Origin of the sequence: Agrococcus sp. SL85 (assembly GCF_026625845.1) — a bacterium.
In the GTDB taxonomy this organism is placed as follows: domain Bacteria; phylum Actinomycetota; class Actinomycetes; order Actinomycetales; family Microbacteriaceae; genus Agrococcus.
Genome location: NZ_CP113066.1, coordinates 1,074,468 through 1,097,678 on the forward strand (window position 1 = coordinate 1,074,468; position 23,211 = coordinate 1,097,678).

Sequence of the window (23,211 nt, forward strand, 5' to 3'; positions counted from 1 at the left end):
CGCTGCACATGGGCGGCTCGCGGAGAGGGGAGCGCGCGGTCGGAGTCGTCCACAGGCCGTGCGTCGGCTGTGGCCACGGGGTGTGGTGCGGAGGCACGATGCGGCATGCGCACTCCTGGGGAGATCCCTGCGAAGCTCCGAGACCGCGCGTTCTCGGTCGGTGAGGGACGTGCCTCGGGCATGACCGCGCGACGGCTGCGGACCCGCGACCTCGAGCAGCCCTTCGCGGGCGTCCGAGCGCCGGCAGTCGGCTCGGTGCGAGACCTGGCGACCGCCTACGCGGCCCGCATGGATCCCGGCCATGCCTTCGGCGGGGTCACGGCCGCGCGGCTCTGGGGACTGCCGCTGCCGGATCCGTGGCACGCGGCCGAGCGGCTGGTCATCGCGCGACCACATGGCGCGACCCGCGGCAGCGCCCGCGGGACGCGGCACATCGCCTACGCCCCGGATCTGCTCGAGGTCGGCGCGCTCGACGGCCTGCGGATCCTCGGGCCCGCAGCCACGACGCTGACGCTCGCGCGCTGGATGCCGCACGAGCCGCTCGTGCACGTCGTCGATGCGCTGCTCACGGGCTCCGATCGCTACCCGGACCTCCGACTCCCGTCACGGCCGCACGCCGACCGGGGCTCGCTGGAGTCCTTCCTGGCCCGCTGCAGAGGCCACAACGGGGTGCCCGCGCTGCGGCGCGCGCTGGCGGATGCGCGGTGCGGCGTCGACTCGCGCTGGGAGAGCATCACGCGGCGGGCGATCGTGCGGGCCGGGCTGCCGGAGCCGGAGATCCATCCCGTCGTCCGGCTGGCGGACGGACGCGAGCGTCGACCGGATCTGGGGTTCACGTCCCTCCGCATCGCCGTCGAGTTCGAGGGCGACGGGCACCGCGAGCGCCGCCGATGGGTCTCGGACCTCCAGCGCTACGCCGACTTCGAGGAGGTCGACTGGATCGTCGTGCGCGCCACGAGCGTCGACGTCACCGGCGCGGCCACGCCGCTCATTCGCCGCCTCACCGCGGCCATCGCGCGGCGAGCGTGACCCCGCTGGGTCTCCTGCCGCACATGTGCATGGATTCGTCGTCATGAGTGCCTCAGAACGACAGTCCTCTGCACATGTGCGGGAGGGAGGGGTCAGGGGGTCGGGGAGTTCGTCGCGGGGGCGTCGATGAGGGTGGGGCGCGGGTGCACGGGGAGGAGAAGCAGCAGGCCCACGAGCAGCACGAGCACGATGCCGAGGATGCCGAAGCGGGTGTCGCCCGCGAGCGAGACGAACGCGGCGAAGAGCGCGGGCGCGAGGAACGACACCGCGCGGCCCGTCGTGGCGTAGAGGCCGAACATCTCGCCCTCGCGGCCCTCCGGGGTGATGCGCGCCATGAACGAGCGCGAGGCCGACTGCACGGGGCCTACGAAGGTCGACAGCGTGAGGCCGAAGACCCAGAACATCCCCTTGCCGTCGACGAAGAGCACCGCGGTGCCGGCGAGCACGAGCGCCACGAGCGAGACGACGATGACGGCCTTCGGACCGAAGCGGTCGTCGGCCCAGCCGCCCACGAAGGTGCCGACGCCCGCGGCGACGTTCGCGGCGATCGCGAACAGGATGACCTCCGACGACGAGAAGCCGAACACCGACGAGGCGATGATCGCGCCGAAGGTGAACACGCCCGAGAGGCCGTCGCGGAAGACCGCGGAGGCCACGAGGAACAGCAGCGTCCGCGGCGCCTGCCGGCCGATGCGGCCGATGGTGCGGAAGAGGATGCGGTACGACTCGAGGACGCCCACGCGCGGCGGCGCGGCGCCGGTGGGCGGCAGCTCGGGCACCCGCAGCAGCAGCGGGATCGCGAAGACGAGGAACCACGCGGCCGAGGCGAGCACGGCGAAGCGGATGTCGAGCGCGCCGCCGTCGCGGCCGCTCGGCAGCTGCAGCAGGCCGCCGCCCTCGCCGGCCCCGATGAAGACCACGAGCAGCACGCCCAGCAGCACGATGCCGCCCACGTAGCCCATGCCCCAGCCGAAGCCCGAGGTGCGGCCGAGCGACGCCTTCGTCGACACCTGGTGCAGCATCGCGTTGTAGTTGACGGAGGCGAACTCGAAGAACAGGTTGCCGGCCGCGAGGAGCGCCGCCCCCAGCCAGATGTACTCGGGCACGGGCGCGACGAACCACATGCCGACCATCGCGACGATCGTCACGCCCGTGTTCGCCGCCACCCACAGCTTGCGCCGGCCGCCGCCGTCGGAGCGCTGGCCGATGACGGGCGCGAGGAGCGCCACGAGCAGGCCCGCGATCGCGACCGCCCACGCGACGATCGAGGCGTTCTCGGCGAGCGCGAGCGTGAGCTCGGGGGAGCCGTCCTCGCCCGCGGCCGCGACGATCGCCGGGTCGACGAAGAGGTCGGAGGCGATGTAGCGCGAGAAGACGAAGGTCGTCACCACGGCGTTGAACGACGCGGAGCCCCAGTCCCACAGCGCCCACGCGGTCGCGCGGCGGCGCAGCTCGCGGCGCGCGACGGGCGCGACGCCCGCCTGCGAGGGCTGGACGAGCTCGTCGGGGTCGGGGCGGCCGGCGGCGCTGCGCGGCTCGGAGGCGCTCATGGTGCGAAGCGTATGCCCGCGAGGCGGACGCCCGGTGCCGCGGCGCGGCTAGTCGAGCGCGGTCTCGGGCCCGCCCGCGACGCGCCCGAGCCGCAGCAGCGCGTAGAGCAGCGCCGCGACGGTCTCGCCGTCGTGGATGCGGCCGTCCGCCACCATCGCGAGCACCTCGGGGATCGGCACGCGCCGCACGGCCGCGATGCCCTCCTCGCGCTGCGATGCCTCGGCGCCCGCCGCCTCGCGGAGGCCGCGCGCGAGGAAGACGTGCTCGGCGGCCCGCGCCACCCCGTTGAGCGCCTGCATGCTGCCGATCGGCTCCCAGGAGGCGGCCTCCAGCCCGGTCTCCTCGAGCAGCTCGCGGCGCGCGGCGACGAGCGGCTCCTCGTCGTCGCCGCCGCCCGCGGGCACCTCGAGCGAGCGCCCGGTGGTGTGGCGATCGACGTCGACGAGCACGATCCGCTCCTCCTCGTCGACTGCGACGACGAAGACGGCGTCGCGCAGCTCGAGCACGCCGTAGAGCCCCGGCTCGCCGTCGGGCCGCACGACGCGGTCCTCGCGGATGCGGATCCACGGGTTCTCGAAGGCGATGCGGGAGTCGGTGACGGGCCAGGCCATGCCCCGAGACTAGGCGCGCGGCGCATCGGCGGCCCGCGACCGGGCGCGCGGCTCAGGGCGGATGCACAGCCCCAGAACTTGACTCCCCTCGACTCAAGGTGAGAAAGTTGAGCCATCGCGACTCAAGTCGAGCGCCCGACCGGGCGCCAGGCCGCGAGCCGGGGTTCCGGGGGACGAGTCCACCGCCGATCTGGGGGGACGTCGGTGGATTCCTCCACCGGAACCAGGCACACCGCAGCGCATCCCGCGCAGAGGAGGACCACACCATGGCACGAGCAGTCGGCATCGACCTCGGCACCACCAACTCCGTCGTCGCGTTCCTCGACGGCGGCGAGCCCACCGTCATCGCCAACGCGGAGGGCTTCCGCACGACCCCCTCGGTCGTCGCCTTCGTCAAGGACGGCGAGACCCTCGTCGGCGAGCCGGCCAAGCGCCAGGCCGTCACGAACGTCGACCGCACCATCGCCTCCGTGAAGCGCCACATGGGCACCTCCTGGAAGCAGGAGATCGACGGCAAGCAGCTGACGCCGCAGGAGATCTCGGCGCGCATCCTCGGCAAGCTCAAGCGCGACGCCGAGACCTACCTGGGCGAGCCCGTCACCGACGCGGTCATCACCGTGCCCGCCTACTTCAACGACGCCGAGCGCCAGGCGACGAAGGAGGCCGGCGAGATCTCCGGCCTCAACGTGCTGCGCATCATCAACGAGCCCACCGCGGCCGCGCTCGCCTACGGCCTCGACAAGGGCAAGGAGGACGAGCTCATCCTCGTCTTCGACCTCGGCGGCGGCACCTTCGACGTCTCGCTCCTCGAGGTGGGCAAGGACGACGACTTCTCGACCATCCAGGTGCGCTCGACCGCGGGCGACAACCGCCTCGGCGGCGACGACTGGGACGAGCGCGTCGTCGAGTGGCTGAAGGGCCGCTTCAAGGACCAGACGGGCGTCGACGTCTCGAACGACAAGATCGCGATGCGCCGCCTCAAGGAGGCCGCGGAGCAGGCCAAGAAGGAGCTCTCGTCCTCGTCGTCGACGAGCATCCAGCTGCCCTACTTCTCGCTCACCGAGGCCGGCCCCGCCAACCTCGAGGAGACGCTGACCCGCGCGCAGTTCGAGAACCTGACGAAGGACCTCCTCGAGCGCACCCGCAAGCCCTTCGAGGACGTCATCCGCGAGGCCGGCATCACGGTCTCCGAGATCGCGCACGTCGTGCTCGTCGGCGGCTCGACCCGCATGCCCGCCGTCACCGAGCTCGTGAAGCAGCTCGCGGGCAAGGAGCCGAACAAGGGCGTGAACCCGGACGAGGTCGTCGCCGTCGGCGCCGCCCTGCAGGCCGGCGTCCTCAAGGGCGAGCGCAAGGACGTCCTGCTCATCGACGTCACGCCGCTCTCGCTCGGCATCGAGACCAAGGGCGGCATGATGACGAAGCTCATCGACCGCAACACCGCGATCCCGACGAAGCGCTCCGAGACCTTCACGACGGCCGAGGACAACCAGCCCTCCGTCGCCATCCAGGTCTTCCAGGGCGAGCGCGACTTCACGCGCGACAACAAGGCGCTCGGCACCTTCGAGCTCACCGGCATCGCGCCGGCGCCGCGCGGCATCCCGCAGATCGAGGTCACCTTCGACATCGACGCGAACGGCATCGTGCACGTGTCCGCCAAGGACAAGGGCACCGGCAAGGAGCAGTCGATGACGATCACGGGCGGCTCGAGCCTCTCGAAGGAGGACATCGACCGCATGGTGAAGGACGCCGAGGACAACGCGGCGGCCGACCACGCCCGCCGCGAGGCCGCGGAGCTGCGCAACACGGGCGAGACGCTCGTCTACTCGGTCGAGAAGGTGCTCGTCGACAACGCCGAGCAGCTGCCGGAGGACGTCAAGACGGAGGTCCAGGCCGACGTCGACGCCGTGAAGTCGGCGCTCGCGGGCGACGACGACGAGGCCGTGAAGACCTCCGTCGAGAAGCTCCAGCAGTCGCAGGGCAAGCTCGGCGAGGCGATCTACGCGCAGGCGCAGGCGGAGCAGCCGGCCGAGGACGGCGCCGGCGAGCAGCCGCAGGCCGACGCCTCGCAGGACGACGACGTCGTCGACGCCGAGGTCGTGGACGACGAGGACGAGAAGAAGCAGTGACGCACGACGACGCCCGTCCCGACGACGCCCGCGAGCCCGACGAGCAGCAGCCCCAGGAGCCGGTCGAGGCCGGCTCCGGGGCGCAGCCCCAGGGGGCGGCGCCCGCCGCCCCCGAGGGCGACGCCGCCGACCTGAGCGCCGAGGACCAGGCGCTGCTCGACCAGGAGGCCGGGGCCCTCGCCGCCGAGCGCGAGGCGCTCGAGGCGAAGGCCGCGCAGCACCTCGACGAGCTGCAGCGCCTGCGCGCCGAGTACGTCAACTACCGCAACCGCATGGAGCGCGAGCGTGCCGCCGACAAGGAGGCCACCACGGCCTCCGTCATCGCGGCGCTCCTGCCCGCGCTCGACGACCTCGACCTCGCCGAGAAGCACGGCGACCTGGCCGAGGGCCCGCTCGCGATCGTCGCGCAGAAGCTGCGCGGCTCGTTCGCCCAGCTGGGCGTCGCGCGCGTGGGCGAGGCCGGCGAGGCGTTCGACATCGACAAGCACGAGGCCGTCGCGCAGCTGCCGAACCCGGAGGTGGCCGAGATGGTCGTCGCCGACGTCGTGCAGGTGGGCTATCGCGTCGGCGACCGCGTGATCCGCGTCGCCAAGGTCGCGGTGTTCGTGCCCGCCGAGTGAGCTGAGGAGGGGAGCGGATGGCCAGCAACGACTGGTTCGACAAGGACTTCTACGCCGTCCTCGGCGTGGCGAAGGACGTCTCCGCTGCCGACCTGAAGAAGCAGTACCGCAAGCTCGCGCGGCAGTTCCACCCGGACTCCAACCCGGGCGACGCGAAGGCCGAGGCCCGCTTCAAGGAGATCTCCGAGGCGCACTCGGTGCTCTCGGACCCGAAGCAGCGCCAGGAGTACGACGCGGTCCGCGCGATGGCCGGCGGCCGTCCGCGGTTCGCGCCCGGCGGCTCCGGCGGCTTCGAGGACGTCTTCGGCGGCTTCGGCGGGGCCGGTCCGCGCGTGCAGTACTCGCAGGGCGACTCCTTCGAGGACCTGCTGGGCGGGATGTTCGGCGGCGGCGGGGGCTTCGGCGGATTCGGCCAGCAGCGGCGCCCGCAGCGCGGCCGCGACGTCACGGCGCGCGCGGCGCTCGACTTCCAGTCGGCGGTGCAGGGCGACACGCTCAAGCTCACGGTCGGCGGCCGCACGATGACGGTCAAGGTGCCCGCGGGCGTCCACGACGGCCAGCGCATCAAGCTGGCCGGCAAGGGCGACCCGTCGATCACCGGCGGCGAGAGCGGCGACCTCATCCTCACGGTCTCGGTGCGCCCGCACCCGGTGTTCACGATGGACGGCCTGCACCTGCGGGTCGACGTGCCCGTCACCTTCGCGGAGGCCGCGCTCGGCGGGACCATCGAGGTGCCGACGCTCGGCGGCAGCCCCGTGCGGCTGAAGGTCGCGCCCGGCACGCCCTCGGGCCGCGTGCTGCGCGTGAAGGGCCGCGGCGTGACCGCGAAGCAGGGCACGGGCGACCTGCTCGCGACCATCCAGGTGGCGGTGCCCAGCCACCTCACGAAGGCGCAGCGCGAGGCGCTCGAGGCGTTCGCCGCGGCGAGCCCCGACGAGTCGCCGCGCGCCGAGCTGCTCGCGAAGGCGAAGGCGTCCTGATGCGCGGAGTGCCCGAGGGCTTCGACGAGACCTCTCCGATCTTCTCGATCGCGGCGGCCGCCGAGCTCGCGGGCCTCCACGCCCAGACCCTGCGGCAGTACGACCGGCTGGGGCTCGTGCAGCCCAGCCGCACGGCTGGCAACACGCGCCGCTACTCGATGCGCGACATCGGGCGGCTCCAGCAGGTGCAGCTGCTCTCGGGCGAGGGCGTCTCGCTCGAGGGCATCCGCCGCATCCTCGAGATGAGCGACGAGAACCGGGAGCTCCGCGCCCGGGTGCGCGAGCTCGAGGGCGCGCTGGCGGATGCGGTGATGCAGCAGCAGGGCCGCCGCGTGTTCGCGGCGGGCCAGGCGGGCATCACGACGATCCGCTCGGGCGCGCGCCCGGCGAAGGCCAACCAGCTCGTGATCTGGCGCCCGCAGCGGCGCGACTGACGCGACCTCCCGTGCGGCCCGCGCTCAGCGCGCTCGCGTAGGTTCCGGGCGTGCACGACTCCGACACCGGCGCCCCGCCGCCGCCCGGCGCCGACACCCCGGTGCCGTCCGACGCCGCGGCGCGCGCGGCGGCGGCCGGTCGGGCTCCGCGGGCGCGACGGGCCGAGGGCCCGGCGTCGGAGGACCGCCTCGTGCCCGACACCGCGCTCGAGCAGCGCGCCGCCGCGCGCGCCGAGCAGCGCCGCCGCGCGACGCCGTGGTGGCAGCAGCCGCCGCCCGGGGCCGTCGGCAACCCGGCGGCCGGGATGGCCCATGCGGGCACGGCGCCGACCGCGACGCTGCCGCCCGGGCTCGCGCCCGCGGTGGCGGATGCGATGCCGCAGCGCTTCGTGCCGGTCGCGTGGCAGCAGCCCGCGTGGCAGCCCGCCGCGCAGCAGCCGGGGTGGCCGCAGCAGCAGTCGCAGGCCCCGCAGGTGTGGCCCCAGCACGCCCCGTCCCCGGCTCTGCAGGCGTGGACCCAGCAGCCGGGGTGGCCGCAGCACGCCCCGTCGCCGGCCGCGCAGGCGTGGCCGCCGCCCGCCGCGCAGGCGTGGGCGCCGCCGCCCGGGCAGCCGTGGCAGCAGGCGGCCTGGGCGCCGCCAGGCGCCTGGCCGCAGCAGCCGCAGCAGCTCGTGCTGCAGGTCCCGCCGCTGCCGCGCATCCGATGGTCCGGGCGGCAGCGCGCGGCCGCGATCCTCGGATCGTGGGCGGGCCAGACGATCATGGCGCTCGCGGTGCACCTGCTCATCGCGGCGAGCCTCGTCGTGGGCCTGTTCGCGCTCGTCCTGGAGGCCGATGGCACGAGCGCCGCCGACATCGAGGGCGACGCCTTCTCGTCGGTCGTCGCGCTCTGGTCGACGCCCGAGCGGCTGTGGGCGACGGCGCTCGTCGTGCTCGCATCGACGGGCGCCGTCCTCGCCCTCGGCTGGCTCGTGCAGGCGCTCTGGCAGCGGCAGGCGGGCCTGGCCGCACCGCACCGCTCCACGTGGCTCGCGTGGCTGTGCACGACGGCCGCCACGGGGCTCCTCGGCACGGTGCTCTGGCCGGGAGCGCTCGTCGCCGGCGCGTTCGTGCTGCTCGCGAGCAGCGACGCCTCGTTCTCGACCGGGTCGCTCTGGGCGGTGCTGTTCGTCGAGCTGGCGGGAGCGGTCGTGCTCACGGGGCTCGTGGGCCTGCTCTTCGGCTGGCTGTTCCTCTCGACCTCGCGGCCGCGGATCGATCCGGCCGCGGAGGATGCTGCGGCGGAGGCCGCGGCGCGCGCCCACGACGAGGCGGAGCTGGGGCGCGGCCGCGATCGCTGGGCCGATGCCTGAGCCGGTCGCCGGGGCTCGCCCGGCGGCGCCCGGCGGGCCGGCCGCGCCCCGGCGCCCGGGCTCGCGGCGCGCGCGCCGCCCCGATCCGCTCACGCCCGCGCAGCGCGCCGCGGCCGCCCGCGCCGGCGGCGTCGGGCTCGCGCTCGTCTCCGCGGGTGCCGCGGTCGGCTCCGGCCTCCTCGCCGCATCGCTCGTCGTCGCGGCGCTGCGGTGGGCGATCATCGACCTCTTCGACGACGAGGCCTGGACCATGCCGGTGGCGCGGTGGGTGCAGGGACTCGACGCGTCCTGGCTGGTGCCGATCGTGCTCGTGCTCGTGCTGCTCGCGGTGGCGGCGGGGGCCCTCGGCTGCTGGCTGAGCGCGCGCCGGCTCGCGGCGGGCGGGGTGCCGGACCCCGTGGGCGTGACGGTGCGGGGCGCGGCGCTCGGCACCGGCCTGCAGGCGGTGCTAACGACCGCCTCGAGCTGGCTGCTGGGCCTGCTCGTGCTGCTCGGCGGCGCGCTCGCGGGCTGGCTCGTCGCAGCGCTCTGGATCGCGCTGTCGGTCCTCAGCTCCGCGCTCATCGGCTGGCTCGCGGGCCCGCGCACCTGGGCGGCGATCGCGCGTCGGCAGGCGCGCCTCGCGGCGCCGGATCTGCACGTGGGCGGGCCGCCGAGCGCATAGTGCGCCCGGCGGCCCGCTGGGGGAGGATCCGGCTCAGCCGCCGACGGGGGACGGGCGCGCGGCGTCCGCCGGACCCGGATCCGCACCCGCGTCGCGCGCGATCGACGCCTGCTCGCCGCGGTGCTCGACCTGGATGCGCCGCGGCTTCGCGCGCTCGGCGACCGGGATCGTGAGGGTGAGCACGCCGTGCTCGTAGGCGGCGTGGATCGCGTCCTGGTCGATGTCGCTGCCGAGGCTCAGCTGGCGCACGTAGCGACCGGCGGGGCGCTCCTGCGCGAGCCACTGGGCGCCGTCGGCCGCGCCGAGCGTGCGCTCGGCCTGGATCGTGAGCGTGCTCGCGTCGACGTCGAGCGCGATCGAGCCCGGGTCGACGCCCGGGAGGTCGACGTGCACGACGTAGCGGTCGCCCGCGCGGTAGAGGTCCATCGGCATCCAGCTCGCCGAGCGCTGCGTGCCGCCGCTCGTCATGAGGCGAGCGGCCATGCGGTCCATCTCGCGGAACGGGTCGAAGGTCAGTGCCATGACAACCACCTCCTCCTCTGGGGCGGCCGCCCTGTGCGGCCCGCCCGGGTGCCTGGCGGCTCCGCGGGCGCCCCGCGGAGCACCTCCCAGTGTTGGCACTCCTGCTTGGAGAGTGCCAAGAGGGAGCCTCGAGCAGCCTCAGGACGAGCGGAGGTCAGGCCGGTGCTTGCGCGCCTGGCGCGGCTGCGGCCATGCTCGACGGGTGCCGCGACGGAGCGGCCGAGCGGAGGGATCCGGATGCGACTGGTCGCGCACGAGTTCATGACCCTCGACGGCGTCATGCAGGGGCCCGGCGGCTCCGAGGAGGACACCAGCGGAGGCTTCCGCCACGGCGGCTGGGTGGCGCCCGCGTTCGACGACACGGTCGGGGAGGTCGTGACCGGCTGGTTCGCGCGCACCGATGCGCTGCTCTTCGGCCGCACGACGTACGACATGATGGCCGCCTACTGGCCGCTCGTCACCGATCCGGACGACCCCGTGGCCCAGCGGCTCAACACCGCGCCGAAGCACGTCGTCTCCACGACGCTCGACCCCGCCGAGGCGCCCTGGCAGGGCACGGCGTCGGTCATCGCCGACGACGTCGTCGCCCGCATCCGCGCGCTCAAGGACGGCGGCGAGGGCGAGCTGCAGGTGCACGGCTCCTGGCAGCTGCTGCAGACGCTCATCGACGAGCGGCTGCTCGACGAGCTGCGGCTCATCGTCTTCCCCGTCGTCGTCGGGCGCGGCAAGCGGCTCTTCGACGACGTCGCGCGGCCGAGCGGCTTCGACGTCTCCGACGTGCGCGTGGCCGAGAGCGGCGCCGTCGCGATGGTGCTCGTGCCGAGCCCCTTCCGCATCGCGACCTACGAGGTCGTCGACGGTGCCGAGGTCATGGTGGAGGATCCGGCCGGCTGAGCGCGCGGCCGGCGCGCGCGGGCGGCGCGGCGCGCGGCGTTCAGCGCCGCGTCAGGCCCGGCGGGGGATGCTCGGGGCATGCGCGTGCTGCTGGTCGACGACGAGGTGCGGCTCGCCGACGGCGTGCGTCGCGGGCTCGAGGCGGAGGGCATGGTGGTCGACGTCGCGCACGACGGCGTCGACGGGCTCTGGCGCGCGCGCGAGTTCGCGTACGACGTCGTGCTGCTCGACGTCATGATGCCCGGCATGAGCGGCTACCGCGTCTGCCAGGCGATGCGCGCCGAGGGCATCTGGACGCCCGTGCTGTTCCTCACCGCGAAGGACGGCGAGTGGGACGAGGTCGAGGGCCTCGACACCGGCGGCGACGACTGGCTCACGAAGCCCTTCTCGTTCCCGGTGCTCGTGGCGCGCATCCGCGCGCTGGCGCGCCGCGGCGGCCGCGAGCGCCCGACGGTGCTCGAGGCGGGCGACCTGCGGCTCGATCCCGCCGCGCGCACCGTGCACCGCGGCGAGGCGGCGATCGAGCTCACGGCCCGCGAGCTCGCCGTGCTCGAGCTGCTCATGCGTCGCCGCGGGGAGGTCGTCACGAAGCGCGAGGTGCTCGACGACGTGTGGGCCGAGGACTTCGAGGGCGAGGCGAACATCGTCGAGGTCTACGTCGGCCGCATCCGCCGCAAGGTCGACCGGCCCTTCGGCCGGGATGCGGTGCAGACGGTGCGCGGCGCCGGCTACCGGCTGGCGGCCGACGGTGGCTGAGGCGCCGGCCGGCCCGGCGCCGGCAGCCGCCCCGGCGCCGCGACGGCCCGCGCGCCGCGCGGGCGCCTCGATCCGCCTCCGCATCCTCGCCGCCGCGCTCGCGGCCGTCACGCTCGTGCTCGGGCTCGGCGGCGTCGCGATGGTCATCACGCTCGAGCGGATGCTGCAGGACGCGACCGCCGAGCAGCTCGCCGACGAGCTCGCGGCCCTCGCCGACGGCGTCGACGCGGGCACGGTCCAGACCGCGGCGCTCGTCGAGCGCGACGACGACGTGCTCGTCGCGCTCCGCTCCGGCACCGGCGTGGTGGTGAACGCGGAGGCCGCGGCGGGCCTCCGCGCGCCCGTCGGCGGCGCGGCCGTCGAGGAGGTCGACGGCGAGCGCTACATCGTCGTCGCCGACGAGGTGGCGGCCGGCACGATCGTCGTCGCCCGCTCGGCGCAGGGCATCGACGACGCCGTGCGCTCGGCGACCGCCCTGCTGCTCATCGCCGTGCCGCTCACGATCGTGCTCGTCGGCACCGTGGTGTGGATCGTCGTCGGCCGCGCGCTCGCGCCGGTCGACCGCATCCGCGCGCAGGTCGACGGCATCGACGCGGCCGCGCTCGACCGGCGCGTGCCGACGACGGGCCGAGGCGACGAGGTCGACCGGCTCGCCGCGACCATGAACCGGATGCTCGCGCGCGTCGAGGCGGGCGCCCGCGCCCGGCAGCGGTTCGTCTCCGACGCCTCGCACGAGCTGCGCTCGCCGCTCGCGACGATGCGGCAGTTCGCCGAGCTCTCGCGCGCCCACCCGGCCACGACCTCCGCCGACGAGCTCGCGGGCGTCGTGCTCGACGAGGGGGAGCGGATGCAGGGCATCGTCGCGGGGCTGCTGCTGCTCGCGCGGCTCGACGAGCACGGCGGCGGCACGCGGCGGGCGGCCTCGCTCGACGCCATCGCGCGCGAGGAGGTCGAGCGGGTGCGCGGCCTCGGCGGCGCGATCGACGCCGCCGGCGTGCGCCCCGCGCCCGTCGAGGGCGATCCGCGGCTGCTCGCGCGCGCCGTGCGCAACCTCGTCGACAACGCGCTGCGGCACGCGCGCGGCGGCATCGCGATCGGCTCGGTCGTGCGCGAGGGGCGGGCGATGCTGTGGGTCGACGACGACGGCGCGGGGCTCGCGCCGGACGACCGCGAGCGGGTCTTCGAGCGCTTCGTGCGGCTCGACGAGGCGCGCGCCCGCGACGAGGGCGGCTCGGGCCTCGGGCTCGCGATCGTGCGCGAGGTGGCGCGCGCCCACGGCGGCGAGGCGTGGGCTGGCGTCGCGCCCGCGGGCGGCGCGCGGTTCGTGCTCGAGCGCCCGCGGCGCGGCCGTGACCGCGCTGCCGCTGCCCTGCCGCCCGATGCTCGCTGAACCCGCGTTCAGGATCGTTCAGACCCGCGTCAGCGGCCGGCCGGGAAGGTGGTGCCCATGAACGAGCAGACGCCCCGCGATCCCGAGCAGATCCCCGCCGCGCACGACGCGACGAACGACCCCGCCCCGCGCAGCCCCGAGGCGGCGCCCGCGGCCGAGACCGCGCAGGTCGCGGCCGCCGAGCCCGCGCCCCGCGGCCGCGGCATCCTCCGCCCCGTGCTCATCGGCTCGGCTGCCGCGCTCACGATCCTCGCGGTCGCGGGCGTCGGCATGACGATCGCCGACGCGGTCGGCGACGACGACGACCAGGGCCGCGGCGACGTCGCGGCGACCGCGCCCGCCCCCAGCGGCTCCGGTGCGGCCCCCGGCGCCACCGACGCGCCCGGTGCCTCCGACGCGCCCGGTGCTTCCGGCGGGCCCGGCAGCACGCCCGCCCCGGGCGGCGAGGACCGTCCCGGCGCCGGCTCCGACGAGCCCGCCGACCTCGTCGCGGCGATCGACGCCGCCATCGCGGCCGCCGGCGGCGGCGAGGCCACGAGCATCGAGGTCGAGCGCGACGGCTGGGACGTCGACGTGCGCCTCGCCGACGGCACCGAGGTCGACGTGCGCGTGCTCGCCGAGGGCGAGCCGGTGGTCCGCGCCGACGACGACGGCGACGACACCACGAACGACCCGGCGCTCGACCCCGCGCGCATCGCCGACATCCGAGATGCCGCGATCGCCGCGGCGGGCGGCGGCTCGCTCGTGAGCATCGAGACCGACGACGAGGGCGGCCAGCTGCGCTTCGAGGTGGAGGTCGCGAACGGCGGCGACGATGTCGACGTCGAGCTCGCCGACGACCTCTCGGTCATCGAGGTGGGCTGAGCCTCGCCGCCCGAGGCCCTCGCGCTGCGGCGCGGGGGCCTCTGCGCTGCCTGCGGGGACGGCGCGGCGGTCAGCGTCGCGCGAGCATCCGCCGCGCCGCGCGGACGCGCACGGGGCGGCAGCCGGCCGCGGTGAGCCTCGGCGACGATCGCCGGCTCGCGGCGTGCGAGCAGCAGCCCGCGGCGCACGAGGAACGCGGGGCTCTTGCGGTGCTCGCGCAGGTCGCGCGCGAACCGCAGGCCCATCGTCACCCAGCGCGAGCGGCGCACGCAGATCGCGTCGGCGAGGATGCCGCGGCGCCGCGCCTCGGCGACGACCTCGGCCACGAAGATGCCCTCGGCGACGAACAGCGGCGCGTCCCCGAGCACCACCTCGTGCGTGCCGCTCGCGCTGCTCGTCGAGATGTCGTAGACGGGCGCGCTCGTGCGGCCGGTGCGCGCGAGCTCCTCGAGCGCGTCGACGGCGCGGTCGGCGTGCCAGGAGCCCGGGTGGTCCCAGTCGGCCTCGCCGGTCTCGAGGAGCGGCAGCGTCGGGTCGTCGCCGTCGCGGTAGAAGTCGTCGAGCCGCAGCACCGTGAGGCCGGAGCCCTCCGCGATCCGCGACTTGCCGGAGCCGGACGCGCCGCCGATGAGGACCACGCGGGCGCGGGGCTCGGCTGCGTCGGGCATGGGCTCCATCCTCCCACGCGCCGGGCGGCGCGGATCCCGAGCGGGCGTCGGCCCATGGCGCCGCCGGCGTCAGCAGCGGGCTCCGCCCACGTCAGCGCGGCGCGGCAGGATGGGCGCATGACCGACCCCGCCGGCTACGAGCCCCGCGCCGCCCCTCCCGCCGTCGACGGCTACCGGAGGCTGCGGCAGGTCACCGGGCTCTCGCCCAAGTCGGAGGCGCAGGCGGCCGCGGCGATCGCCGGCACCTGGTCGTGGCGCACGGCCCTCGCGGCCGACGGCTCGATCGCCGCGATGGGCCGCGTGGTGGGCGACGGCGGCTGGTGCTTCCTCATCGCCGACATGGCGACGCTGCCGGAGCACCAGGGGCGGGGCCTCGGGCGCGCGATCCTCGTCGCGCTCCTCGACGAGATCCGCGAGCGCGCCGAGCCGGGCGCCTACGTGACCCTCACGGCCGATCCGCCGGGGCGGCGGCTCTACGAGCCGCTCGGATTCGACGACGTCGCGCCCGGCCGCACCGGCATGCACCAGGTGCTCTGAGCCTCCGCTCCGGCGGCCGCGAGGCGTCAGGCGTCGTCGAGGAAGCGGCGCAGCAGCTCGGTGACGACCGCCGGCCGCTCCGCGTGCACCCAGTGGCCGGCGCCCTTCACCGTCACGCGGCGCACGGCCGGGAACCGCGCCTCCATCGCCTCGCGGAACTCGTCGCGCACGTAGCCGGACTCCGAGCCCGCGATCCACAGCACCGGGTCCTCGTAGACCGCGTCGACCTCGGGGAAGCCGCGCAGCGCGTCGAGGTCGCGGCGCAGCACCTCGAGGTTCGGCAGCCAGCGCCAGCCCTCGTCCTCGCGCTGGAGGTTCTGCAGCAGGAAGCCGCGCACGCCCGGATCCGGCACGGCCTCCGCGAGCGCCGCATCCGCGTCGCCGCGCGAGCCCAGCGCGCCCAGGTCGATCGCGAGCATCGCGTCGATGAAGCGCCGGAACTCGTCGGCGGAGCGGTAGGCGACGGGCGAGACGTCGACGACGACGAGCCGCTCGACCTGCTGCGGGTGCCGCAGCGCCGCGAGCATCGCCGCCTTGCCGCCCATCGAGTGGCCCACGAGCGCGGCGGGCTCGTCGATGAGCGCGGCGACCGAGTCGGCCATCGCGAGGTAGTCGAGCCGCTCGGTCCAGGGCGAGCGCCCGTGGTCGGGCATGTCGACGAGGGTGACGCGGTGCCGGTCGGCGAGCGCCTTGCCGATCTGCGACCAGTTCTTGCCCTGCCCGAAGAGGCCGTGGCAGAGCAGCACGGGGGAGCCCTGCTCGCCGAGGGTCGTCGTGCGCAGCGCGTCGGGCGCGGGGGAGTCGGTCACCCCGCCACGCTATCGAGCGCGTCGGTGCCGAGCCGGGCGGTCGCCTACGGACGCGCGTCGACCGCGGCCGCCGTGCGCGCGCCGCGCCAGCGGGCGAACCACAGCAGCAGCGCGCCGCCGGCGACGACGATCGCGGCGACGACGACGCACATGACGGCGACGCCCGCGAAGCCGCCGTCGTGGTTCGCGGGGTCGAGGAACGGGTAGGGGTACCAGTAGGGCTTGCCGGAGGCGAAGGTGTCGTCGATGAGCGGTGCCCGCAGCAGCGTGTAGGCGAGCCACACGAGCGGGTAGATCGCGACGACCCCGAGATCGCGCCAGCGCAGCTCCCGCCGACGGGGGCTCAGCAGCCAGTCGAGCAGCATCCACAGCGGCGCGACGAGGTGCAGCACCTCGTTCGACCAGCCGAGGGTCGAGCCCTGCGGCAGCTCGATGCCGCGGAGCAGGATGTTGTAGACGATGCCCGTGACGACCATGTAGGTCGTGGCGCACAGCAGCAGCACGTCGAAGCGCCGCCCGATGCGGGGGCGGCCGAGCTGCGCGGCCACGAGCACGCCCAGCGTGACCATCGCCAGCAGGTTGGACTGGATCGTGAAGAACGAGAAGAAGTTGCCGACGTTCTGACCGATGTCGGGATCGCCCCGCTCGGTCCAGAAGCCGAGGCTCACCACGAGCTGCCCGATGACCGCTGCGAGGATCAGGAGCGCGATCGCGGCGCGACCCACCAGCAGGGCGCGGCGGAGGCGGGAGGCGTTGGCCGAGGGCTCGACGACCGGGGTGGTGCTCACATCGCCCATCATGCCGTGCCGGGCGCCTCCGACGCCGCGCCGCGGCTCGCATCGCATGATCCGCGCATCGGCAGTGGTGCTCCGAGCCCGTCCGGAGTAAACTTGAGTCAACACCACTCAAGTTTCTGATCAGGAGGAGACGGATGGCACGGATGGGCGGCATGATGCCCGGTCAGGACGACCAGCGCTCGGCGCTCGAGCAGTTCGGCACCGACCTCACCGCGATCGCGCGCGCCGGCAGGCTCGACCCCGTGATCGGGCGCGACGAGGAGATCCGTCGCATCAGCCAGGTGCTCTCGCGCCGCACGAAGAACAACCCGGTGCTCATCGGCGAGCCGGGCGTCGGCAAGACGGCCGTCGTCGAGGGCCTCGCGCAGCGCATCGTCGCGGGCGACGTGCCCGAGAGCCTCAAGGGCAAGGCGCTCGTCTCGCTCGACGTCAACGCGATGATCGCCGGCAGCAAGTACCGCGGCGACTTCGAGGAGCGCATGAAGAACGTGCTCGCCGAGATCGACGAGGCGCAGGGCCGCATCATCACCTTCATCGACGAGCTGCACATCATCATGGGCGCCGGCGCCGCCGAGGGCAGCCAGGGCGCGAGCAACATGCTGAAGCCCATGCTCGCCCGCGGCGAGCTGCGCCTCATCGGCGCCACGACGCTCGACGAGTACCGCGAGTTCATCGAGAAGGACGCCGCGATGGAGCGCCGCTTCCAGCAGGTGTACGTCGGCGAGCCGAGCGTGGAGGACACCGTCGCGATCCTCCGCGGCCTCAAGGAGCGCTACGAGGCGCACCACAAGGTGACGATCGCCGACGGCGCGCTCGTGGCCGCGGCCTCCCTCTCGAACCGCTACATCACCGCGCGCCAGCTGCCCGACAAGGCCATCGACCTCATCGACGAGGCCGCGAGCCGCCTGCGCATGGAGATCGACTCCTCGCCCGTCGAGATCGACCAGCTGCGCCGCACGGTCGACCGCATGGAGATCGAGCGGCTCGCGCTCAAGAAGGAGAAGGACGACGCCTCGCGCCAGCGCCTCGCCGAGCTCGACGCCGCCCTCGCGGGCCAGCGCGCCCGGCTCGACGAGCTCGACGCCCGCTGGAAGGCCGAGCGCGCGAGCCTCAACCGCATCGGCGCGCTGCGCGAGCGCCAGGACGAGCCTGAAGATCCGCGCCGAGCGCGCGCAGCGCGAGGGCGACCTCGAGCGCGCGGCGCGGCTGCTCTACGGCGACCTGCCGAAGGTCGAGCGCGAGCTCGCCGAGGCGGAGGCCGCCGCGGCCGAGGCGGGCGCGCGGATGGTGGGCGACCAGGTGGGCGCCGACGACATCGCGGCCGTCGTCGCCGCCTGGACGGGCATCCCCGTGGGCAGGCTGCTGCAGGGCGAGACCGAGAAGCTCCTCGCGCTCGAGCAGGAGCTGGCCGGCCGCGTCGTCGGTCAGCGGGCCGCGGTCGCGGCGGTGTCGGATGCCGTGCGCCGCACCCGCGCGGGCGTCAGCGACCCCGACAGGCCGACCGGCTCCTTCCTCTTCCTCGGCCCCACGGGCGTCGGCAAGACCGAGCTCGCCAAGGCGCTCGCCGAGCTGCTCTTCGACGACGAGCGCGCGCTCGTGCGCATCGACATGTCGGAGTACGGCGAGAAGCACTCGGTCGCGCGCCTCGTGGGCGCCCCTCCCGGCTACGTCGGCTACGAGCAGGGCGGCCAGCTCACCGAGGCCGTGCGGCGCCGGCCCTACTCGGTCGTCCTGATGGACGAGGTCGAGAAGGCGCACCCCGAGGTCTTCGACCTGCTCCTGCAGGTGCTCGACGACGGCCGCCTCACCGACGGCCAGGGCCGCACGGTCGACTTCCGCAACACCATCCTCATCCTCACCTCCAACCTCGGCTCCGGCTACCTCACCGATCCCACGATCGAGCCCGCCGCGGCCCGCGAGGCCGTCATGGCGGCGGTGCGGCAGGCGTTCAAGCCGGAGTTCGTCAACCGCCTCGACGACATCGTCGTGTTCGACGCGCTCTCGCCCGAGGAGCTCGGGGCGATCGTCGACATCCAGGTGCGCGGCCTCGACCGGCGCCTGCGCGACCGCCGGCTCGTCGTGGAGGTCACGGATGCCGCCCGGCAGTGGCTGGGGGAGCGCGGCTACGACCCGCTCTACGGCGCGCGGCCGCTGCGCCGCCTCATGCAGCGCGAGATCGACGACCGCCTCGCCCGGGCGCTGCTCGGCGGGGAGGTGCGCGACGGCGACACGGTCGTCGTCGACGTCGCGCCGGGGGGCTCGGGCCTGTGGCTCGGCCCCGAGGGCGCGGAGCGCCCGGCGCAGTGGTCGTTCGACGCGGGCGCCGACGACGACGCCGAGGAGGGCGAGCTGCTCGACTGACCCTCGCCCCCCGCACCGATCGGCCCCGGGGTGACCGCCTCCGGGGCCGATCCGTGCATCCGCGCAGGGCCCATCCGCGCAGGGCCCGCGCATCCGCCAACGAACGCCGCATTCGCCGCGGAGCGCGCGGGGAGGGCAGGATCGATCGGTGCGCCCGAGCGGGCGCGCGGGATCGGAGGCCGATGTGACGGCGACGCAGGGAGCGAGGGGCGCCGCGGCGCTGCCGCCGCTGACGACGGGGCCCTGGGGCGCGCGCCTCGGCGTCGTCTCGATCGTCGCGTGCTTCGGCGGCCTCCTGTTCGGCTACGACACGGGCGTCATGAACGGGGCGCTGCGCCCCATGAGCGCCGAGCTCGGCCTCGACGCCCTCGAGCAGGGGGTCGTGACCTCGTCGCTCGTGTTCGCCGCCGCGATCGGGGCGCTCGCGGGCGGCCGCGCTGCCGACCGCTGGGGCCGCCGCACCGTGATGGTGGCGCTCGCGGTGCTGTTCTTCGCGGGCACGGTCGTGCTCGTCGCGGCACCCGGGCTCGCCGTGCTCGTGGTCGGTCGCGTGCTCCTCGGCATCGCGGTCGGCGGCGCCTCCACCGTCGTGCCGGTCTACCTCGCCGAGCTCGCGCCGCACGAGATCCGAGGCTCGATCTCGGGCCGCAACGAGGTGGCGATCGTGCTGGGCCAGCTCGCGGCCTTCGTCGTCAACGCGATCCTCGGGGCCACGCTGGGGCACCTCGACGGCGTCTGGCGCATCATGCTCGCCGTGTGTGCGCTGCCGGCGATCGCCCTCTTCGCCGGCATGCTGCGGATGCCCGAGTCCCCGCGCTGGCTCGTCGAGCGCGGCCGCGGCGAGGAGGCGCTCGCGGTGCTGCGCACCGTGCGCCCCGAGCCTCGCGCGGCGGCAGAGCCTCGCGCAGATCGAGGCGGCGCGCGCCGCGCGCGGGCCGGGGGAGCCGCGGCTGCGCCTGCTCGACGTGCTCGCCTCGCCCGTGCTCCGCCGCATCCTGCTCGCGGGCGTCGTCGTGGCGGTCGCGCAGCAGCTCACGGGCATCAACGCGATCATGTACTACGGCCAGACGGTGCTCGTGGAGTCGGGCTTCTCGGAGGCCGCGGCGCTCGTCGCGAACGTCGCACCCGGCGTCATCGCGGTCGTCGGCGGGCTCGTGGCGCTCTGGATGATGGATCGCGTCGACCGCCGCACGACGCTGCTCGTCGGCTACGGCCTCACGACCGCGTGCCACCTGCTCATCGGGCTCGCCTCGGTCGTGCTGCAGCCGGGCGACGCGGCGCGCCCGTGGGTCATCCTCGTGCTCGTCGTCGCCTTCGTCGGCGCGATGCAGACCTTCCTCAACGTCGCGACGTGGGTCGTGCTCTCGGAGGTGTTCCCGCAGCGGATGCGCGGGCTCGGCATCGGCGTGGCCGTGCTGCTGCACTGGCTCACGAACGGCACGCTCGCGCTGCTGTTCCCCTCGCTGCTCGCGGGCCTCGGGATCGGCGGCGCCTTCCTGCTCTTCGCAGGGCTCGGCGCGGCGGCGCTCGCGCTCATCGCGCGCGCGGTGCCGGAGACGCGCGGCCGCTCGCTCGAGGGCCTCGAGGCCGCGCTCGCGGAGCCCGCCGGGCGCTGACGCGCCCGCAGCGGTGGCCGGGCGCTGCGCGCCCTCAGCGGTGGAACGGGCAGCCTCGCCCGGCGCCGCGCTCCGCGGCGCCGCGCTCCCCGGCGCCCGCCCCCGCCGCGCGCACGCGCCCGCCGGAGGCGGGCTTCGTGGGCAGGCGACGCAGGTCGACCTCGAGGCCCTCGGCGAGGATCTCGACGCGCGGGTCGCTGAGCGCCGCGACGGCCGCCGCGAGGCCCGCGATCGCGAGCCGCTCGCCGGGGCAGCGGTGCCCCGTGGGCACCTCGCCGCCGCCGTGCGGCACGAAGGCGCGGAGGGCCTCGAAGTCCTCCACGCCCACGAAGCGCTCGGGGTCGAACTCGCCCGCGCGCTCCCACGAGCGCTCGTCGGTGTCGGTGCCCAGCAGGTCGAGCACGATGCGGTCGCCGGGCTCGACGCGCTGCCCGTCGAGCTCGGCCGCCGCGATGGCGATGCCGGGCAGCACGGGCACGAACGGCGAGGTGCGGCGCACCTCCTGCGCGAACGCGACCGCGAGCGGGCCCGCCACGAGCGAGCCGCGATCGGCGGCCTCGGCCGCGATCCGCTCGCGCCAGCCGGGGTGCTCGTGGAGCGCCTTCGCGGCGTAGGCGACGAAGCGCGCGACCGCGATCATCGGCCGCAGCACGTTCTGCAGCTCGACGCCGGCGAGGCGCGGCGGCAGGAGCTCGCCCGAGCGGTCGCGGTGCCAGGCCCAGGCGTGCAGCGCCGTGCCCTCGCGGGCCTCGAGCGTGCCCTGCCGCACGGCCTCGACGAGCCGCGCGGCGTGCCGGTCGGAGAAGGCGCGGTCGAGGATGGCCGCGAGGAAGCCGGGCTCGCCCGGGGCGCCGAAGCCGTCGACGATGCGTGCGAGGCGGCGTGACCAGCGGGTGCGGGCAGCGGCCGTGCCCGGCAGGCCCGCCCAGCGCATGATCGCCCGTCCGAAGGCGTCGACGGCGGCCTCGTAGGCGCTGCTGCGGCCGCCCGCCGCCCACGCCTCGAGCTCGGCGCGCCACTCGCGCTCGAGGATCGGCAGCAGCCGCGCGACCTGCGCGTCGTCGTAGGCGACCTCGACGAACGTGGCCTTGCGGTGCCGATGGTCGGCGCCGTCGATGCTGTGCACCGAGCCGTGGCCGAAGAGCGTCTCCTGCACGGGCGCGGGCATCGCGCCGCGGCGCCGCACCACGGCCGGATCCGTGAAGAGCGCGACGCCCTCCCCGCCGCGCACGAGGATGCCGCGGTCGCCGAGCAGCCGGAGGGGTGCGGCGCGGGCGCCGGGCCGGACGCGCTCCCAGATGCGCGGCGCGAAGCCGTAGCCGCGGGTGAGGAGCGAGGGGGCGTCGTCGTGCGGGAGGCGCATCCGGCGACGGTAGTCCCTCCGCCTGGCCGCGGCCTCCGGGCTCGCCCCGCTACCGCATCCCGCGGAGCCCGCGACACGCCGAACCGGCAATGATGCAGATCCTGCACTTGCGCGGCGGGGTTTCCTGAGCCGATACTTGGCGTCCTGAGCGGGAGCGAGGTTCCGGATGGTCACGATCCGACGTCGAGCGCTCGGCCAGCTCGCCATCGCGGGCCTGGTCGCAGCGGGCATCGTGGTGCCTGCGGCGGGCGCGCCCGCCTGCCCCGCCGGCGCCGCGCCGATCCCGCTCGCGCAGGTCGACGAGCCTGGTCGCGAGCGGCTGCGCGCTCGACGGTGCCCTGCTCGACGTCGACGGCGCCGCGATGCGGATCCCGGCGGCGGGGGAGGTCGTGCTCGCCTGGAGCATGGTCGACGGCGGCGAGCCCATGGGCCTCGGCGTCGAGACCGCGCCCGACGGCGCGGTGCGGGTGCTCGAGGGCGATGCCCTGCTCGAGGCGCTCGGTGGTCACGGCCACGACCACGACGCGGACGACGCGCACGACGAGGGCGCGCACGACGAGGCGGCCCGCACCGCAGGAGCCGTGCCCGCCCTGCCCGCCCTGCCCGGGACCGTCGGCGCCACCGCCCACGCCGCGACCGCGCGCACGCCGGTCGCCACGAGCGCCGGCGGCCGCTGCACCGATCGCCAGGTGCGCGTCGCGCCGGGCCGCTGGCAGAGCGGCACGATGCCCTTCGTCGTCAACACCGCCGAGCGCAGGCCCTCGAACATCGGCGCGAGCGCCTTCCGCGCTGCCGTGAGCACCTCGCTGTGGGTGCTCCAGACCGGCCAGACGAGCGGCTGCGGCACGGGCGGCATCGGGCTGCGCACCTCGCTCGGCACCTCGAGCAGCGCCGACGCCGCGGTCACGGGCGGCAACGGCTGCGGAGCCGCCGATGGCCGCAACGTCGTCGACTTCGGCCCGATCTCCGGCTCCGCGCTCGCGATCACGTGCGTGTGGATGGCGGGCGGCCGCATCTACGAGGCGGACACGCGCGTCGACACGACGGGCCGCGCGTGGACGACGAGCAGCAGGGGCTGCCGGAGCGCCTACGACCTCCAGGGCATCCTCACCCACGAGCTCGGGCACGCCGTCGGGCTCGCGCATCAGCCCGAGCGCGGCGGTGCCGACCAGACGATGAGCGCCTCGGCGCGGCCCTGCGAGTTCGCGCAGCGCCTGCTGGGCGGCGGCGACCTCGCGAGCCTCCGCGACCGCTACTGAGGCCC

The 23,211-nt window shown here is 75.3% G+C and carries 20 protein-coding genes and 2 pseudogenes; 16 read left to right on the top strand and 6 right to left on the bottom strand.

Translation table 11 applies throughout. The features are described from left to right. The first annotated feature begins 288 nt into the window (after positions 1 to 288). Complete coding sequence (locus OVA14_RS05270) at positions 289 to 1,029, top strand: hypothetical protein (protein WP_267505210.1); 741 nt, start codon at positions 289 to 291, stop codon at positions 1,027 to 1,029. A 92-nt stretch (positions 1,030 to 1,121) separates the two neighbouring features. Here the strand turns inward: OVA14_RS05270 and OVA14_RS05275 are convergent, their stop codons facing one another. Together OVA14_RS05275 and OVA14_RS05280 are read right to left on the bottom strand one after the other, a co-directional pair. Then, positions 1,122 to 2,579, bottom strand: coding sequence for an MFS transporter (locus tag OVA14_RS05275; RefSeq protein ID WP_267505211.1), 1,458 nt, complete (start codon positions 2,577 to 2,579; stop codon positions 1,122 to 1,124). A gap of 48 nt (positions 2,580 to 2,627) precedes the next feature. Next, positions 2,628 to 3,191: an NUDIX domain-containing protein gene (locus OVA14_RS05280; RefSeq protein WP_267505212.1), complete on the bottom strand. Its 564-nt coding sequence runs from the start codon at positions 3,189 to 3,191 to the stop codon at positions 2,628 to 2,630. A gap of 266 nt (positions 3,192 to 3,457) precedes the next feature. Here OVA14_RS05280 and dnaK point away from each other — a divergent pair, with 266 nt between their 5' ends. From dnaK to OVA14_RS05310, 6 genes are read left to right on the top strand one after another with little or no spacing between them, the layout of a single operon-like run. Beyond that, positions 3,458 to 5,320, top strand: coding sequence for a molecular chaperone DnaK (gene dnaK, locus OVA14_RS05285; protein WP_267505213.1), 1,863 nt, complete (start codon positions 3,458 to 3,460; stop codon positions 5,318 to 5,320). Next, complete coding sequence (locus OVA14_RS05290) at positions 5,317 to 5,940, top strand: nucleotide exchange factor GrpE (RefSeq protein ID WP_267505214.1); 624 nt, start codon at positions 5,317 to 5,319, stop codon at positions 5,938 to 5,940. Before dnaK ends, OVA14_RS05290 begins: the two co-directional genes overlap by 4 nt. A gap of 17 nt (positions 5,941 to 5,957) precedes the next feature. Continuing rightward, positions 5,958 to 6,920 carry a DnaJ C-terminal domain-containing protein gene (locus OVA14_RS05295; RefSeq protein ID WP_267505215.1) on the top strand — a complete coding sequence of 321 codons (963 nt, stop codon included), beginning with the start codon at positions 5,958 to 5,960 and terminating at the stop codon, positions 6,918 to 6,920. After that, positions 6,920 to 7,354, top strand: coding sequence for a heat shock protein transcriptional repressor HspR (locus OVA14_RS05300; RefSeq protein WP_267505216.1), 435 nt, complete (start codon positions 6,920 to 6,922; stop codon positions 7,352 to 7,354). Before OVA14_RS05295 ends, OVA14_RS05300 begins: the two co-directional genes overlap by 1 nt. A gap of 50 nt (positions 7,355 to 7,404) precedes the next feature. Further along, a complete protein-coding gene (locus OVA14_RS05305; RefSeq protein ID WP_267505217.1) occupies positions 7,405 to 8,706 on the top strand; it encodes a hypothetical protein in 1,302 nt (433 codons plus the stop codon). Next, positions 8,699 to 9,370 (top strand): hypothetical protein, encoded by a 672-nt coding sequence (locus OVA14_RS05310; protein WP_267505218.1) that lies wholly within the window; start codon positions 8,699 to 8,701, stop codon positions 9,368 to 9,370. Before OVA14_RS05305 ends, OVA14_RS05310 begins: the two co-directional genes overlap by 8 nt. Before the next feature lie 33 nt (positions 9,371 to 9,403). Here OVA14_RS05310 and OVA14_RS05315 read toward each other — a convergent pair whose 3' ends face one another. Further along, entirely contained in the window at positions 9,404 to 9,892 is a 489-nt protein-coding gene (locus tag OVA14_RS05315) for an Hsp20/alpha crystallin family protein (protein ID WP_267505219.1), read from the bottom strand. Positions 9,893 to 10,129: 237 nt separating this feature from the next. Between OVA14_RS05315 and OVA14_RS05320 the strand changes: the two genes are divergently transcribed. The 5 genes from OVA14_RS05320 (at position 10,130) to OVA14_RS05340 (ending at position 15,001) form a co-directional block, all read left to right on the top strand. Continuing rightward, positions 10,130 to 10,786, top strand: a complete 657-nt coding sequence (locus OVA14_RS05320; RefSeq protein ID WP_267505220.1) for a dihydrofolate reductase family protein — start codon at positions 10,130 to 10,132, stop codon at positions 10,784 to 10,786. 78 nt (positions 10,787 to 10,864) lie between these two features. Further along, the gene (locus OVA14_RS05325) at positions 10,865 to 11,542 is read left to right on the top strand and encodes a response regulator transcription factor (RefSeq protein ID WP_267505221.1); all 678 of its coding nucleotides are present in this window, start codon (positions 10,865 to 10,867) and stop codon (positions 11,540 to 11,542) included. Beyond that, entirely contained in the window at positions 11,535 to 12,932 is a 1,398-nt protein-coding gene (locus OVA14_RS05330; RefSeq protein ID WP_267505222.1) for a sensor histidine kinase, read from the top strand. Before OVA14_RS05325 ends, OVA14_RS05330 begins: the two co-directional genes overlap by 8 nt. Before the next feature lie 57 nt (positions 12,933 to 12,989). After that, positions 12,990 to 13,796, top strand: coding sequence for a hypothetical protein (locus OVA14_RS05335; protein WP_267505223.1), 807 nt, complete (start codon positions 12,990 to 12,992; stop codon positions 13,794 to 13,796). A 785-nt stretch (positions 13,797 to 14,581) separates the two neighbouring features. Then, complete coding sequence (locus OVA14_RS05340; protein ID WP_267505224.1) at positions 14,582 to 15,001, top strand: GNAT family N-acetyltransferase; 420 nt, start codon at positions 14,582 to 14,584, stop codon at positions 14,999 to 15,001. 26 nt (positions 15,002 to 15,027) lie between these two features. On the opposite strand, the gene OVA14_RS05345 is transcribed toward OVA14_RS05340, so the two are convergent. After that, complete coding sequence (locus OVA14_RS05345; RefSeq protein WP_267505225.1) at positions 15,028 to 15,810, bottom strand: alpha/beta fold hydrolase; 783 nt, start codon at positions 15,808 to 15,810, stop codon at positions 15,028 to 15,030. Between the two features lie 44 nt (positions 15,811 to 15,854). After that, positions 15,855 to 16,598, bottom strand: a complete 744-nt coding sequence (locus tag OVA14_RS05350) for a Pr6Pr family membrane protein (RefSeq protein ID WP_267505226.1) — start codon at positions 16,596 to 16,598, stop codon at positions 15,855 to 15,857. Positions 16,599 to 16,741: 143 nt separating this feature from the next. Here OVA14_RS05350 and OVA14_RS05355 point away from each other — a divergent pair. From OVA14_RS05355 to OVA14_RS13490, 3 genes and pseudogenes are all read left to right on the top strand, one after another. After that, a pseudogene (locus OVA14_RS05355) lies at positions 16,742 to 18,968 on the top strand (ATP-dependent Clp protease ATP-binding subunit). Between the two features lie 319 nt (positions 18,969 to 19,287). Continuing rightward, positions 19,288 to 19,797: pseudogene (locus OVA14_RS13485) on the top strand (MFS transporter); the annotation flags it as partial. Positions 19,798 to 19,933: 136 nt separating this feature from the next. Further along, the gene (locus OVA14_RS13490) at positions 19,934 to 20,584 is read left to right on the top strand and encodes an MFS transporter (protein ID WP_324288049.1); all 651 of its coding nucleotides are present in this window, start codon (positions 19,934 to 19,936) and stop codon (positions 20,582 to 20,584) included. 34 nt (positions 20,585 to 20,618) lie between these two features. Here the strand turns inward: OVA14_RS13490 and OVA14_RS05365 are convergent, their stop codons facing one another. After that, positions 20,619 to 21,947 (bottom strand): cytochrome P450, encoded by a 1,329-nt coding sequence (locus OVA14_RS05365; RefSeq protein WP_267505227.1) that lies wholly within the window; start codon positions 21,945 to 21,947, stop codon positions 20,619 to 20,621. Positions 21,948 to 22,309: 362 nt separating this feature from the next. On the opposite strand from OVA14_RS05365, the gene OVA14_RS05370 reads away from it, so the two are divergent. Further along, entirely contained in the window at positions 22,310 to 23,206 is an 897-nt protein-coding gene (locus tag OVA14_RS05370) for a matrixin family metalloprotease (RefSeq protein WP_267505228.1), read from the top strand. The last annotated feature ends 5 nt before the right edge of the window (positions 23,207 to 23,211 follow it).